Annotated in this window: 13 protein-coding genes; all 13 read left to right on the forward strand. The window is 31.2% G+C overall.

Annotated elements, in window-relative coordinates:
* On the forward strand, nt 1-902 hold a 902-nt coding region (locus ACFCYN_RS20035; RefSeq protein ID WP_483867244.1), incomplete at its 5' end, for a polysaccharide biosynthesis protein.
* 230 nt (nt 903-1,132) lie between these two features.
* Nucleotides 1,133-2,506, forward strand: coding sequence for a sugar phosphate nucleotidyltransferase (locus ACFCYN_RS20040; protein ID WP_375951289.1), 1,374 nt, complete (start codon nt 1,133-1,135; stop codon nt 2,504-2,506).
* Nucleotides 2,507-2,524: 18 nt separating this feature from the next.
* Nucleotides 2,525-3,601 carry a glycosyltransferase family protein gene (locus ACFCYN_RS20045; protein ID WP_375951291.1) on the forward strand — a complete coding sequence of 359 codons (1,077 nt, stop codon included), beginning with the start codon at nt 2,525-2,527 and terminating at the stop codon, nt 3,599-3,601.
* A 45-nt stretch (nt 3,602-3,646) separates the two neighbouring features.
* On the forward strand, nt 3,647-4,618 hold the full coding sequence (gene manA, locus ACFCYN_RS20050; RefSeq protein WP_375951293.1) for a mannose-6-phosphate isomerase, class I: 972 nt from the start codon (nt 3,647-3,649) through the stop codon (nt 4,616-4,618).
* A 187-nt stretch (nt 4,619-4,805) separates the two neighbouring features.
* Nucleotides 4,806-5,681 carry a hypothetical protein gene (locus tag ACFCYN_RS20055; protein WP_375951294.1) on the forward strand — a complete coding sequence of 292 codons (876 nt, stop codon included), beginning with the start codon at nt 4,806-4,808 and terminating at the stop codon, nt 5,679-5,681.
* 144 nt (nt 5,682-5,825) lie between these two features.
* Nucleotides 5,826-7,556: a phospho-sugar mutase gene (locus ACFCYN_RS20060; protein WP_375951295.1), complete on the forward strand. Its 1,731-nt coding sequence runs from the start codon at nt 5,826-5,828 to the stop codon at nt 7,554-7,556.
* 130 nt (nt 7,557-7,686) lie between these two features.
* Entirely contained in the window at nt 7,687-8,628 is a 942-nt protein-coding gene (gene tagU, locus ACFCYN_RS20065) for a polyisoprenyl-teichoic acid--peptidoglycan teichoic acid transferase TagU (RefSeq protein WP_375951297.1), read from the forward strand.
* Nucleotides 8,629-8,862: 234 nt separating this feature from the next.
* Nucleotides 8,863-9,741, forward strand: coding sequence for a glucose-1-phosphate thymidylyltransferase RfbA (rfbA, locus tag ACFCYN_RS20070; protein WP_172447782.1), 879 nt, complete (start codon nt 8,863-8,865; stop codon nt 9,739-9,741).
* Between the two features lie 13 nt (nt 9,742-9,754).
* Entirely contained in the window at nt 9,755-10,318 is a 564-nt protein-coding gene (gene rfbC, locus ACFCYN_RS20075) for a dTDP-4-dehydrorhamnose 3,5-epimerase (RefSeq protein WP_172446938.1), read from the forward strand.
* A gap of 1 nt (nt 10,319) precedes the next feature.
* Nucleotides 10,320-11,189, forward strand: a complete 870-nt coding sequence (gene rfbD, locus ACFCYN_RS20080; protein ID WP_172446939.1) for a dTDP-4-dehydrorhamnose reductase — start codon at nt 10,320-10,322, stop codon at nt 11,187-11,189.
* A 3-nt stretch (nt 11,190-11,192) separates the two neighbouring features.
* Nucleotides 11,193-12,206: a dTDP-glucose 4,6-dehydratase gene (gene rfbB, locus ACFCYN_RS20085; protein ID WP_375951299.1), complete on the forward strand. Its 1,014-nt coding sequence runs from the start codon at nt 11,193-11,195 to the stop codon at nt 12,204-12,206.
* Between the two features lie 423 nt (nt 12,207-12,629).
* Complete coding sequence (locus ACFCYN_RS20090; RefSeq protein WP_216853983.1) at nt 12,630-13,766, forward strand: glycosyltransferase family 2 protein; 1,137 nt, start codon at nt 12,630-12,632, stop codon at nt 13,764-13,766.
* 1 nt (nt 13,767) lies between these two features.
* A complete protein-coding gene (locus tag ACFCYN_RS20095) occupies nt 13,768-15,945 on the forward strand; it encodes a CDP-glycerol glycerophosphotransferase family protein (RefSeq protein ID WP_172446941.1) in 2,178 nt (725 codons plus the stop codon).
* Nucleotides 15,946-16,514 lie beyond the last annotated feature (569 nt).

Raw genomic sequence — 16,514 nt, forward strand, 5'->3', positions numbered from 1 at the left:
ACTTAAAAGTTAGTCCTAATTTTGATGCAATTTCTCAAAAAAGCTCTGCTCTTGTTCATCAAATTTCCACTTTAATATTTAATAATACAGATTTATTAATATTAACTTTTTTTACAAATTTAAAAGTTGTAAGCGTGTATGTTATGTATAATTTAATATTTAGTAATATTGATAGAATTATTGGTACCGTTAACAATAGTTTTACTTTTGCCCTAGGTCAAAATTTTCATGAAAAAAAAGAGAAATTTATTAAATTTTATGATACTTATGAAGTATTCTTTATGGCTTTTGTTTTTTCTTTATTTTCTATTGCGTTTATTTTAATACTACCTTTTATGAAATTATACACTTTGCATATCGATGATGTTAATTATCTAGATCCGATATTACCTATTTTATTTGTAATACTTAAATTGCTTAATAATGCACGAACGTCTTCTAATAATGTAATCTTTATCGCTGGACACTTTAAAAGCACTCAATACCGATCAATATTAGAATCTACTATAAACTTGTTTTTTTCTATAGTATTTGTCACTTTCTTAGGAATTTATGGGGTTTTATTAGGAACAATTTGTGCATTGTTATACCGTTCTACTGATATGATTATTTATGCCAATAAAGTTATTCTAAAACGTAATCCAATTGTTACTTTTAGAAGGTGGTTAATCAATATAGGAGTATTTACCTTAATAGTATTATCTAATTCATACTATTCATTTTTTAATCTGACATCTTATACAGAAATATTGATTTGGGGAATGTTATTATCTTTGGTAATTTTTCCTATTTATATTTTTATAGGGTTAATTTTTGAGAAGGAAGTTTATTATTTATCTAAAGATTTTTGTAAAAGGGCTCTAATTAGATTTAAAAGAAGACTATTTAAGGTTTATGCTTAGTATTTAAAAAAATTTTAAAAAGGTGATATATTGACATTCAAAGAATAACACTTTGAGAAAGAACACTAGTGTTACAACAGAAAGTGAATAGTTTGCCAAACCATAATTTCATAGATTAAAGATGCTTTAGCGGATGTTGGAATCAAGCAATTAAATAAATATAAGGTCATCTAGTTTATTTAATAGAAACGTGTGTTAAAAATTATTAAATTTATATTAGGAGAGATAAAATGCAATTAGTCCTTTTATCGGGTGGTTCAGGTAAACGCCTTTGGCCATTATCAAATGACTCACGTTCAAAGCAATTTTTAAAAGTATTGTCAAACGAACATAGCGAGCTAGAGTCGATGGTTCAAAGAGTCTGGGGCCAATTGGAGACCTTAGGAGTAGCAGAAAATACGGTAATTGCTACAAGTAAAACACAAACTGAAATGATTAAAAGTCAAATTGGTGAAGAAGTTAAAACAATTGTTGAGCCGGAAAGACGTGATACATTCCCAGCGATTGCATTAGCTTCTTCTTTTTTATTTTCAGAAGAACTTATCGACGAAAATGAGATTGTTGCAGTATTACCAGTTGATCCTTACGTTGATAAAGCATTTTTTCAACGTGTTTTAGACCTAGAAAATGTATTAAAAAATTCAGATGCTGATTTAGCTCTCATGGGAATTAACCCGACTTATCCATCATCTAAATATGGTTATATTGTTCCATCAACGGTGAAAGATGGGGTTATCCAAGTTAGTCATTTTAAAGAAAAACCATCTGAAATGGAAGCAGAAGATTTAATTCATGATGGTGCAATCTGGAATAGTGGTGTATTTGCATTTCGTTTAGGATCAATGTTAAAAATTCTTGAAGAAAAAGATTTACCACTAGTTTATAGCGAACTCTCTTCTAATTATAGTAAATTACCAAAAATTAGTTTCGATTATGAGGTTGTTGAAAAGACTGATAATATTGTTGCGATTGGCTATGAAGGATACTGGAAAGACCTTGGTACTTGGAACACGTTAACTGAGGAAATGGGTTCTGATACAATTGGCCAAGTATTTAAATGGGGAAATTGTGAAAATACTCATGTCATTAATGAATTGCATATTCCAGTAACGGTAATGGGAATTCAAGATGCAATCGTTTCGGTTAGTCCTGATGGGATACTAGTATCTGAAAAAATGGCGAGTCAAAAGATAAAAGAAGTTGTTGAAAATTTAGATCAGCGCCCAATGTTTGAAGAGCGTCGTTGGGGTTCTTATCGTGTACTTGACCAAATGGTATATGATGATGGAACGCATAACGTAACTAAACGCATTAATATTCAACCGGGAAAGAATTTGAGTTATCATCGTCACCAACATTGTGAAAAAGTTTGGACGATTGTAAAAGGTGAGGGAATATTTGTAATTGATGGGAAAATAAATGTCGTTCGTGAAAGTGATGTATTAACCATTCCAGTTGGCTATTACCACTCATTAAAGTCCATCACTGATTTAGAATTTATCGAAGTCCAAACAGGTTATCCAGTTGTTGAAGGTGATATCGAGCGTAAATATTTAGAGTGGTTAGATATTGAACGCGAGTGTTATAGCAAGGTTAAAAGATAATATTTCATGAGGTAATTGATGAAAACAATCGTATATTATATTTCAGATTACGGATATGGTCATGCTTCGAGAAGTATTGCCGTTATCCGTAATTTTTTAAATAGAACATCAGATGTTAGAATAATTATTTGTAATTCGTTCGCAGCTGAATTTTTAAAGGAATCATTAGCTGAATATAGTGAACGTGTTATTTTTCATGAAGTTCAGACGGATATCGGATACGTGCTTAAAAAAGATTCAATAGATCCAGACCCAACTGCACTTAAAAGTAGACTTCTTGATTTCTATGAAAACTGGGAAGAAAAAGTTAAAAAAGAACTGGAATACTTTAAAGATAAAAATATTATCGGGATTCTATCTGATATATCTCCGGTTGGAATAGAAGTAGGATCTATTCTCGATGTTCCTACAATAGGCATTTCCAATTTTACTTGGTATTCTGCATACAATGATTTGCTAAATGAACAGGAATTGGAAAGATTAAGCAAATCATATGAACAACTGGATTACTATTTCTCTCTAGCAACAAGTCAAGAAAAATGGGGTAGGTTTGGACAATTCAATTTTTCATTTTTCAGTAGAACAATTTATCAAGATGAAGTTAATAGAATTAAAAATCTTGTTAATCCACTAGGTATCAAAAAGGTAATATTTGTTGGAATAGGTATGAAAATAAATATGGCATTAATGGATTTGCCTATTTGGTCCAATGATGAGAATGTTTATATTGTTTCATCAAATATTCAAGTTGAAGGAAAAAACATTTTTAAAATTCCATTAGACTATACAGAGTCACAAAACTATATCGCAGCAAGTGATATCATAATAACAAAAGCAGGTTGGGGTACAGTTAGTGAAGCTGTAAATCAAGGCAAATCATTGTATGTGATTGACAGACAATCATTAAATGAAGATAGAAATACTATTGCATATTTAAAGGAATATAATTTAACTGAAACGATTACATTAGAAGAATTATATTCCGTTAATGATTTTCCAATTAGAAAAGAAGTTAAATGTGAAAATGAAGTTGGACTTATAGTAAATAAAATTTGTGAAATTTTAAATTTAAAGATTATTCCTAAAGTCATCTAGATGTTCTAGATGGCTTTTTGTTATTAGCATAATTGAGAAAGGTTTATGAAAATGAATGTATTAATAGAAAAACAGGATCTTTTCTTTTTTAGACCAGTCTTCCAAGAACGTATTTGGGGTGGAACTCAACTAAAAAAAAATTTTAATTATGAGATTCCTAATGACAAAATAGGAGAATGTTGGGCTATTTCAGCTCATGAAAATGGTCCTAGTGTAGTAGCTAATGGGGAGTGTAAAGGTTTAACACTTAGCGAACTATGGACCCAGCAAAGACACTTATTTGGAAATTTAGAAGGGGAAAAATTTCCACTATTAACAAAAATTCTAGATGCAAAGGACGATTTATCAGTACAGGTTCATCCTAACGATACATATGCTCAAATCAATGAGAACGGTGAGTTAGGAAAAACCGAGTGCTGGTATGTTCTTGATTGTGAAGAAGATGCTGAATTGGTACTTGGCCATAATGCTCAGTCAAAAGCTGAATTTCTTTCAACAGTTGAGGAGAACAAGTGGGATGAAGTTCTTCGACGAGTTAAGATAAAGCCAGGTGATTTTTTCTATATACCAAGCGGAACGGTACACGCAATTTGTAAAAGTACATTAATCCTAGAAACACAACAAAACTCTGACACAACCTACCGTTTATATGATTATGATCGTCGTGATGATAACGGTAATTTAAGAGAATTACATATAGAAAAATCCATGGACGTCATTATCTTTCCACATGTCGATGCTAATCCAGTTAGAAATGAATATCAACAAGAAGGGACATTAATTACAGAATTTATAAACAATGAATTCTTCTCAGTAGAAAGATGGAAAGTAACTGCAACCACAAATCTATCAAACAATAATCCTTTCATTTTAGCTAGTGTTGTTGAAGGTGCAGGAAGTATTTCTATTAATGAAGAAACTCATTCTTTAATAAAGGGTTCACATTTCTTAATTCCATTTTACGTTAAGGAATTTACTATTGATGGAAAAATGGTAATAATTGCTTCGCATGTTTAACTCGTGATATAAGTTTTAGGTAAAAAATACTAATAGTTTAATACATATTTTCAATAAGATTAAACTATTAGTTATTTATGGTAATAAATAACTAAAATGGTTTAATTTGTATAGAAATATAGTGTTTGTGTTGTTATAATATTTTAGTGTTTAAAAAATTCAGATAATAGCAACGAGGAGAGAATTTATGACGGAACAACAAAGAAGTAGAGAGAAGAAAGAGAATCCTGAGAGTTTGTCAAAAAGAATTCTTACGATTGTCTCAATAATCGCAACTATATTATCTATTATAGGAACCTTTAATGGTGCGATTAAACATGCTTATAAAGATGGTAAATCATATATTCTAACATCTATACAAAACTCTAAGCCAAATACTGCGGAGTCAAAAAATCTTAATGTTAAAGAGAGTATAAACAGCTATATGTACCAATATGAGAAAGCGTACAATTTAGGTATTACTCAAGCAAATTCTGATCAGGTATTGAAGTATTATAAAGATTCTATTTACAGAGATAGAATAGAAAAAGAAATTTATGGATTAATTGATAGTCAATCGCATATTAAAATAAATATATTGAAAATTGAACCTAAAGATAAAGATAATATTACTGTATATACATATGAAGTATTATCTGATACAAATGGAAAAATAGAAAAAGATTTTGATATTATTAGCTATGATTTAACAAAAGAAAGTGGTACATATAAAATAGAAAAAAGAATAAATATAGACAATGTTCGAAACTTTATTAGTAATTATACGCTGACATATAATCGTGCATTTAAGGATACAACTATGTTTAAAGAGTTAAGCAATTATTTAATTATTAATACTAAATATTATCAAGTTGTAGATCATGATATAGACATACAAAAGCCGAATAGCAAAAATTATATTACTAATGAAGTAAATGCGATAAGTTACAATGAAATAGAGCAATCCATTCACGTACAGTATACTCATCAACTCCAAACATATCCAAAGAGCGATTCTATATTTACTTTAGTTATTCTTGGTAATCAATTAAAGATTAAAGAAAATAATCCTGGTAATAAATAATATTCTAATTTCTATTAGGTCTAAAAATAAAACCTTAATTTATGGAATTTTCAATTTTAAATGAAGTTCCATATTTAAGGTTTTATTTATTCTACTAGGTTTATTTAATAAAAATTTAAAACATAAATAAAATGAGGTAATTTAATGAATCATAAAGTTCAATTTAATAAATGGTACAACCACCCAACACTAGACAATGAACTAAAATCATTACTAGAACAAATGAAAACAAATGAAAAACTAATAGAAGACAGCTTCTACAAAAACCTAGAATTCGGAACAGGCGGCATGCGAGGAGAACTAGGCGCTGGAACAAATCGACTTAACATATACACAGTAAGAAAAGCATCAGAAGGACTAGCTCGTTTCATCGAAAAACAAGGTGAAGAAGCAAAACGTCAAGGTGTAGTAATTGCATATGACTCTCGTCACAAATCACCTGAATTTGCAATGGAAGCTGCAACAACTCTTGGAGCACATGGTATTAAGACATATGTGTTCGAAAGTTTGCGTCCTACTCCAGTACTATCATTTGCAGTTCGTTATTTAGGTGCGTTCAGTGGGATTGTACTGACAGCAAGTCACAACCCACCTGAATACAACGGATTCAAAGTATATGGACCTGATGGTGGTCAATTACCACCTGCAGAAGCAGATGCATTAACTAGTTTCGTAGATCATGTTGAAGATGAATTATCAGTAGAAGTAGCTTCAAAAGAAGATTTACTAACTAATGGTTTACTAGAAATGATTGGTGAAAAAATCGACTCAGCTTATTTAGAAGAGTTAAAAACAGTAGTTGTGAATGCCGAAATTGTAGAAAAGTATGCGAAGGATCTAAATATTGTCTTCTCACCATTACACGGAACATCTAATATTCCTGTTCGTAATGGTTTAAGTATGTTAGGCTACACGAATGTAACTGTAGTAAAAGAGCAGGAACTTCCAGATCCAAACTTCACAACTGTAAAATCTCCAAATCCGGAAGAACATGCGGCATTCGAACTAAGTATTCAGTATGGTGAGCAAGTAAATGCGGATTTATTAATTACAACTGATCCAGACGCAGACCGTTTAGGAGTTGTTGTTCGTAACTCGGAAGGTGAGTTTACGATATTAACAGGTAATCAAACTGGTGCGTTAATGCTTGAGTATTTATTATCTCAAAAGAAGGCACTTGGAACTTTACCTGAAAATGGTGTCGTTTTAAAAACAATCGTTACTTCTGAAATTGGACGAGTGATTGCTCATAATTATGGTATTGATACAATTGATACACTGACCGGTTTTAAATTTATTGGTGAGAAAATTAAAGAATATGAACAAACAGGTGAATACAAATTCCAATTTGGATATGAAGAAAGCTACGGCTATTTGGTCCGTGAATTTGTACGTGATAAGGATGCTGTTCAATCTGTTATGTTAGCTTGTGAAGTAGCAGCTTATTATAAGTCTCAAGGCAAAACTTTATATGATGGGTTACTAGAAATCTTTGAAAAGTATGGTTTCTTTAAAGAAGATTTAGTGTCTATGACACTGAAGGGGAAAGATGGGGCAGAGCAAATTCAACAAATGATGAATGAGTTTCGTGTGAATCCACCAAAAGAGATTGCTAGTATTGAAGTAGTTGTAATCGAAGACTATAAGGAAAGTACGAAAACAGCGATTAAAGATGGTTCGACAACTGAGATTAATCTACCAAAATCAAATGTACTAAAATACATTTTATCTGATGAATCATGGTGTGCATTAAGACCATCAGGTACTGAGCCGAAGATTAAATTCTATTTTGGCGTTAAAGGAAATTCTTTAGAAAATAGCAGTGAAAAATTAGAATCAATTAAGAGGGATTTATTAAGTCGCTTTGATCAGTAAGTGAATAAATTTAAATTTATTAAAAGCACGACCTTTTTTTAGAGGTCGTGTAATTTTTTTGTTTAAATTTAGTAAAAAAGACAACTCTGATTTACTCCCAATTTAACTACATATTAAAAGGAGAATAACCTTGTCCAGATCAAAAAAACACTCAAAGAAAAAAATGTCCACTGCAAAAAAAGTACTATTAATCATAGTTAGTGTAATACTTGTAATTGGCTTAGGAATAGGCGGATACGCATATTCAATCTACCACAATGTAAATAAAACATCAGATGCAATCTATCAAGGAATAAAGAAAACGGACAAACGAAAAGAAGATTTAAGTGTTGAAAAGAAAGAGCCTTTCTCAATTTTACTACTAGGTGTTGACCATCGTCCTGGTGATAAAGGTCGTTCGGATTCGATGATTGTGTTAACAGTTAATCCAAAAACAAGTACAACTAAAATGGTAAGTATTCCACGTGATACGAGAACTGATATTGTTGGAAAAGATAAAGTAGATAAGATTAACCATGCTTATGCGTTTGGTGGAATCCAAATGTCTGTTAACACGGTTGAAAATTTCTTGAACATTCCGATTGACTATTATCTTGAGGTAAATATGGAAGGGTTTAAGGATATTGTTGAAGCAGTTGATGGGGTAGACGTTAATAATGATTTAGACTTTACTTATGAAGGCGTGCACTTTACGAAGGGGCAACTTCATTTAAATGGTGTAGATGCGTTAAAGTTCTCTCGTATGCGTAAGTTAGACAAACGAGGAGATTTTGGGCGTCAGCTTCGTCAAAGACAAGTGATTGAAGCGGTTGTTAAAAAAGGAGCAACCATCTCTTCTCTAACAAACTATCAATCTGTATTACAAGCGATTCAAAAAAATGTAGTGACGAATATTAGTTTGAAGGATATGGTTTCAATCCAAAAAGATTATCGTACGGCTGCGAAAAATGTTACTGAAACCCAAATTACAGGTGAGAGTAAGAAGATTGACGGAATCTGGTATGTAATTGTATCGAAAGAAGAACAAGATAAAGTATCAACTGAATTGCGTCAACATTTGGAATTACCTTAAGAAGTGAATAAATAACGAAACCTTCAAATAAACATCGTTAAAAATTATATTTTTAGCGGTGTTTATTTTTTTATGTCTTTTTATATTTATGACTCTACTAATTTCTTCTAAAATTCACCCCAAAATACTCATTCCTCCCAAATTAGAGTTTTACCTACACACACCCTTATTCATCAACATAATAATATATATATTCCTAAAATTATGAGTAAAAATGTTTAGGAGGTCTTGACGATTAAAGGCATTATACTTGCAGGTGGTAGTGGTACGCGACTTTATCCATTGACGATGGTGACTAGTAAGCAGCTATTGCCTGTGTATGATAAACCAATGATTTATTATCCGTTATCTACTTTGATGCTGGCGGGGATTAGAGAGATTTTAATTATTTCGACTCCAGAGGATTTGCCTCGATTTGAGGCGTTGTTAGGTGATGGGTCTCAGTTTGGCATTTCTTTGCAATATAAGGTACAGCCTAGTCCGGATGGGTTGGCTCAAGCTTTTATTATTGGTGAAGAGTTTATTGGAAATGATTCTGTTGCGATGATACTAGGTGACAATATTTATTATGGTAGTGGGTTGCGTAGTATTTTGAAAAAAGCAGCGTTGAAAGAAAACGGAGCGACAGTGTTCGGTTATCATGTTCAGGATCCTGAGCGATTTGGGGTTGTGGAGTTTGATGCGTCCGGGAAAGTTTTAAGTATTGAAGAAAAGCCTGTTGCTCCGAAGTCGAATTATGCAGTGACTGGGTTGTATTTTTATGATAATCGTGTCGTTGAAATGGCTAAAAACGTAAAACCATCTCATCGTGGTGAGTTAGAGATTACTTCTGTCAATGAAGCTTATTTAAGCTTGGGCGAATTAGATGTAGAGCTTTTAGGGCGCGGTTATACATGGTTAGATACTGGTACGCATGAGAGCTTGGTTTCGGCAACGAATTTTGTAAAGACAATTGAGGAGCATCAAGGGATTAAAATTTCTGCTCCGGAAGAAGTTGCTTATATTAATGGATGGATTAATAAGGAGCAATTATTACGTTTAAGTGAGCATCTGAATAAAACGAGTTATGGACAATATTTACGAAAAGTTGCAAGTGGCGAGATTAAATATTAAGGAGTCATTATCTTTGAAGATTACAGAAACTTTTTTAAAGGGTATTGTAGTTATTGAACCGACTGTTTTTGGTGATCACCGTGGTTGGTTTATGGAAACATATAATGATTCAAAAATGAAGGATTTTGGCATGGATTTACATTTTGTTCAAGATAATCAATCGTTTTCAGCGATGAAGGGAACTTTACGTGGCTTGCATTATCAATTATCTCCAAAAGCACAAACGAAATTAGTGCGGTGTACAAGGGGCTCGATTTTTGATGTAGTTGTAGATATTCGAAAAGGGAGTCCGACATACGGGGAATGGTTTGGGATTGAATTAAGTGCTGAAAATAAAAAGCAATTATTAGTACCAAAAGGGTTTGCTCATGGTTTTATGACATTAACGGATGATGTGGAAGTTCAATATAAAGTAGATGAGTTATATGCACCTGAGTGTGATCGAGGGATCAACTGGAATGACCCTGACATAAAGGTCGAATGGCCAATCAATCTTTCTCCATTATTATCAGCAAAAGACAAAACTGCTCCATTATTAAAGGATGCTGAAATTAATTTTGTTTATAAGGAGCAATAAAATGAAGATTTTAGTAACTGGTTACGGCGGGCAACTCGGGTACGATGTCGTTAAGGAATGCGAACGACATGGTTTAAATGTTAAAGGCTGCGGTCGAAAAGAGCTTGATATTACGAAGAAAGAATCAGTATTCGCTTTAGTAGATTCATATAAACCTGATGTAATTATTCATTGTGCTGCTTACACAGCGGTCGATAAAGCTGAAGATGATAAAGTGAATTGCTGGAATGTAAATGTTGAAGGCACGAGATATTTAGCTGAAGCTGCAAAAAAGCAAAATGCAAAATTTGTTTATATTAGTACAGACTATGTATTTCATGGAAAAGGTGAAAATCCTTTTACCGAAGAGGACCAACCTGAACCGATTGGTTATTATGGTTTAACAAAGTATGAAGGAGAAAAAATTGTTCAGTCTTTAATCGAAAAGTATTTTATCCTTCGCATTTCGTGGGTATTCGGGATTAATGGGAATAATTTTATAAAGACGATGTTAAAACTATCAGAGTCTAGAAATGAATTAAATGTAGTAGGTGATCAAATCGGTTCACCGACATATACTGTTGATTTGGCTAAATTAATAGTAGAACTTATCAAAACTAACAAATACGGAATTTATCATACTACAAATGATGGCTATACTAGTTGGGCAGAATTTGCGGAAGAAATTTTCAAACAAGCCGACCGTAAAATGTTAGTCAATTCAATTGCAACCGAAGAATACCCTACTCGGGCTTCTCGACCAAAGAATTCAAGATTATCGAAACAAAAGCTAGTTGAAAATGGATTCACTCCTTTACCTTCATGGCAAGATGCACTAGCAAGATTTTTAGTTCAATTGAAATCTAGTTCAATTAGAGACGGGGTACAGTAATAAATGAAAGTAGCGATTACAGGTGGTGCCGGGTTTATCGGTGGCAACTTTGTTCAATATATGTTGAGTAACTATCCTTCCTATTCGATTTATAATTTAGATGTTTTAACATATGCAGGTGATTTAACGAAGCATAAAAACATCGAAAAAAATGAGAACTATCATTTTGTAAAAGTCGATATTACGAATCGTGAAGAGATTGTAAAATTATTTAATAAAGAAAAGTTCGATTATGTCGTCCATTTTGCAGCGGAAAGCCATGTGGATCGCTCAATTGCCGAGCCAGAAATATTCGTCAAAACAAATGTGTTAGGAACCCAAGTTTTATTAGATGCTTCTAAAGCAATTAGTATCAAAAAATTCGTTCACGTATCAACTGATGAAGTATATGGTGAATTGGATTTCGATCCTACAACATTTTTTACTGAAGAGACTCCGTTACAACCAAATAGTCCGTACTCCGCAAGCAAAGCATCATCTGACTTTCTAGTTCGTGCCTATCATGAAACATTCGGATTCCCTATGAATATCACACGCTGCTCAAATAACTACGGTCCATATCACTTCCCGGAAAAGCTAATCCCATTAACCATTTCACGTGTTGTAAATAACCAAAAGGTTCCTGTTTACGGGACTGGAGAAAACATTCGAGACTGGCTACATGTGCTAGACCATTGTGCAGCAATCGATTTAGTTTTGCATAAAGGACAAAATGGAGAAGTTTACAATATAGGTGGGCATAACGAACGTACGAATTTAGAAGTCGTTAAAACAATAATTTCAACTCTTGGAAAATCAGAAGACTTAATTGAATTTGTTCAAGACCGCTTAGGTCACGACAAGAGATACGCAATAGACCCTAGTAAATTAGAAAAACTTGGATGGAAACCTACTTATCATTTCGATACTGGAATTGCTCAAACTGTTCAGTGGTATTTGGATAATAAGGAATGGTGGGAAGCGGTTGTTTCTGGTGAGTATAGGAAGTATTTTGATGAGCAGTATTCCCTAGAATAAGGATCTTGTTGTTTTTAAGGCGTTTTTACTTTAAAAAGTAAAGCGTCTTTTTTATATTTTGTTACTTACGAAGCAATTTCGTTAATCGACAAATAGCCATTGGAATAAATTCTTATTCTGGTTATTTTATTTTTTAAATATGAGAAATATTTCACTTGATATTATATTAATCTAACTTTAATTGAAATTTAATTTTAAAAAGTACTGATTTTTTGTGACATTTTTTATGTTATAATACATTTTGTAGCATAAAATGACATTTATTTTACAAATTTTATTAAAAACATTACAAAAACTTAATATTATATTTTACTTTAGAATAATTTTCTGAATAATTTGTTTGTTGAAAAATAAATTAATGTAATTTTTTTCAGAAAGTTAAAATGGTGGGAGAAATTAAGTTTTAATAAAGGGGGAAAACGGGTGAATCAACCATTAATTTCTGTTATTTTACCTATTTATAATGTCGAAAGTTATATCAATGAATGTTTACATTCATTATTAAATCAAACGATTGGGTATGAAAAGTTAGAAGTGATTATGGTGAATGATTGCTCGTCCGATCGTACCCCAATTTTGATTGATGAGTATGCAAGTAAGTATCCAAACTTTAAAGCAATTCATTTCACGGAGAATTCTGGTGCTCCTGGTAAACCGAGGAATGTTGGAATTGAAAATGCAACAGGTATGTATACGATCTTTTTAGATCCAGATGATGTTTTACCTTTAGATGCATACGAAAAATTAATTAATGTAATTGAAAACAGTGAGTCTGATTTTGTAATGGGTAAGATGATCAGCTTTGATGATCAAACGAAGCGTAGACACGAACATGTTACATTTAAACAATATCAATTACAAAAGAAATATATTGATGTGAATATAGAGGATGCTCCTTTTTTCTATCAAGTTAAAACAGCAGTTTATTTAAAATTAGTAAAAACTGAATTCTTGCGACAAAATAATATTAATTTTATCGAGGGTATGAAAAATGGAGAAGATAAATATTATGATATTCAATTATTCTCTAAAGCTAAAAAGTTCAGCTATATTCCTGAAGTAATTTATTTATATCGCGGAAGAAACGATGAGAAAAATCTATCTTTAACACAAAGAGATATTATTAGTACGGTCCAAAATGATGTGAAATCGGCTTTGTTAATAAAACCTTTACTTTCAAAAAAAGATTTCAAATATTTTCAGATTAACGTATTTAGATCAATTTTTTGGAAAACCGGTGACGCAGACTTTAAAAATTTACCAAAAGAACAACAGTATGCCCTTTTTAATTTAGTAAAAGATGTAGCAATTGGATATGACCCTGATTTAGCTAAAGACTATATGGAAGTAGAAGAGCCAATCCTTAGTTTGATTAGCTCTGGACATATTGAGGAAGCTTTAGATTATAATCTTTTATTAATTTCTAGAAGATGGTGGTATAAAGTCAACATTGAATTAGCGAAAGATTATAAGAAGTCGAGAAAAATTAAGAATAGTAATTTTTGGAAAGTGACAAATCCATTACGAAAAGTTATAAGTCTTGTAAAGAGGGTGTCGTAACTTGCAATTTAGCATCATAATTTCATATATAAATGAGGAGATTAATAAAGTAATAGATTGTATTAATTCAATCAAGAAGCAAAGTATTAAGCAAGATCAAATTGAATTAATCCTTTATAATACAGAAAATGAGTTATTGGCTGAAGAGACTGAAGAAATATTATCACAGCAGTTTAGTAACTTAAATTTGGTAAATACAAAATTGAAGTTAGATGATCTTAATGGTAAATATGTTTTTATTTATGATCGTAAAATTAGCCTCAATCAATATTTATTAGAAATATTTTTAAGAATTGCTGATTCCGGTAAATACGATTGCATTTTTTCTACTGTAAAGGAAAAAAAATTAGAAGTTAATCCAATTAATTTTAATGATTTTACCTATTCTGATTTAATGAGTATGAATTTACTAAGGACTAATACCTTAAAAGAATATCTTATAGAAACTAAGACTCAAGAAATAGATTATATTGGATTAAAGTATTATATTATTAAGCAATATATTACAAATAAAAAAATTGGAACGAATGATGTATTGTCAATTAAAAATAATGAAATTGATGATGAGTACTTTATAAATCAAGTCAAAGAAATTGATAATTTGTTTTTAAAAGTAAAAGAAGAGTCCAATGTGGAATTACAAAAGCATGCATATGGTATGTACATTAAGCAATTAATGTTTTTAATAGATAAGAAGAAATTTGTAGATGAATTAGATGAAAAGCTTCAAATTAAATTATTAGAACTTTTACGCTTAATAACAAAAGAGATAAATTTAGAAGAAGTTTTAAAGGAAATTAAACTAGAAGGTTATAAAGGATTCTTTGCAATCTTAAGTTTGAAGAAATATTCTGAAGCGATAAGCTATATGAAGTTGTTTAGGAGTAAGAGATACCAATATCATATAGCAAACAAATACAGTAACTATTTGGAAAAGAATCCAACTGATCCAAGCGAAGATTTAACATGGAAAATGACAAAGCCATTCCGCAAAATAAAGCCAGCCATTCGTAAAGTAACAGGACTTATTATTAAATATTTTTTACTGCTAATTGTAGCTATCTATAAAATTCTATATGTAAATAAAGAAGTATGGTTAATTTGTGAAAGAGCTGATCAAGCTGAAGATAATGGATATTTCTTTTTTAAGTATTGTAGAGAGCAACACCCTAATAGGAAAATTTATTATATAATCGAAAAAAATTCACCGCATTATGCTAAAGTTGCCAATTTAGGAAATGTTATTCATCACTCTTCCTTTAAACATAAAATATATACACTTTTAGCGGATGTATTTGTTAGTGCTTGGACATTTGGTGAAAGTGGTTATCCTAATCCTTCGAAAGATTTCAGATCAAGATTTAGAAAGCAATTAAAGAATAAGTTTCAAGTATGTATACAGCATGGTGTTATTATTCATAATATTTCTCCATATTTATCAAAGAAAAAGTACAATCAAAATTTAATTATAGCTAGTTCAGAATTTGAAAAAGAAATAATTATGGAAACTCTTAATTATTCAAATGATGAAGTTGAAGTAACAGGATTAGCTAGATTTGATAATTTACATGATGCTAAAACAAAAAGGCAAATATTAATTATGCCTACTTGGAGACGTCATTTATTTAAAATAAATAAAAAACAATTCTCAAATTCCGAGTACTTTAAGACATACAAAAATCTAATATCAAATAAAGAATTTCAAGATTTTATTAGTAGGAAAAATATCCAGGTTAAGTTTTATATTCATCATCAGATGCAACGATTTTTGGAAAACTTCATTATAGATCACCCTAATATTGAATTCTTATTAAAAAAGGATGCCAAGGTATCAGACTTATTGAAGGAGTCAAAGTTGTTATTGACAGATTATTCATCTGTTTCAAGTGATATCTTCTACATGAATAAACCAGTAGTGTTTTATCAATTTGATCCACATAAAAATCATCATGCACCTACTGAACAGATTAAATATAGTGATCTAGGAAAGATTGTGAATAATGAGGAAAAATTAATTGATGAAATTATAAAAATTTCAAATAGAGGTTTTACAACGGAAAAGAAATATCAACGAAATTCGAATAGAATTTTTAAATATAAAGACACAAATAACTCAAAGAGAATTTTTGAAGCGATTGAAAAGTCTTACCATAATTCAAAATTAAAGAACGTTGAATAATTCAAAAAAGGCATTTGCTTAAAAGAGCAATGCCTTTTTTGGTGTTCAAATCTTAATTTACTAACACATACATTAGTCTAACAAGGTAGTAAAATATCTTATATACACAGGAATAATAGAAGGATTTTATTAAATTTGGAAGTCACATATTATAAAACACAATTATAGATATTTGCAACCACAAGCACCTTCGATTGGACATTTAATCCAACCACAATCTTCGCAAATATCATGTATTTTTCTTTCCAAAGGATAACTGCATTTATAGCACCGTGCTCTCCTTTCTATAGGTGTAAGAGTGCCAACAAGAGTCCTTCTTTCACTAAAAAGTTCGACTGCTTTTCCGTTTTTCCATACTTAAAAGTAGAAGACATCGTCAGTGAAAATTTGTCCTGACTCCTCAAAATCAATCACTTCTTCGGTAACTTTAACAAGTTCGACTTTCTTACGAATTATCTTCTGTTTCTCATGTGAATTTAAAGTATATACATAAAACTCCCTACATTTAGTACTGCCATCTTTATCCCCCTAATTTGAATTGGGTGCCGGGTGCCCCTTTAATTTATGTT

The sequence above is a fragment of the Gottfriedia sp. NPDC056225 genome (assembly GCF_042267765.1).
Taxonomy (GTDB): Bacteria; Bacillota; Bacilli; order Bacillales; family Bacillaceae_G; genus Gottfriedia.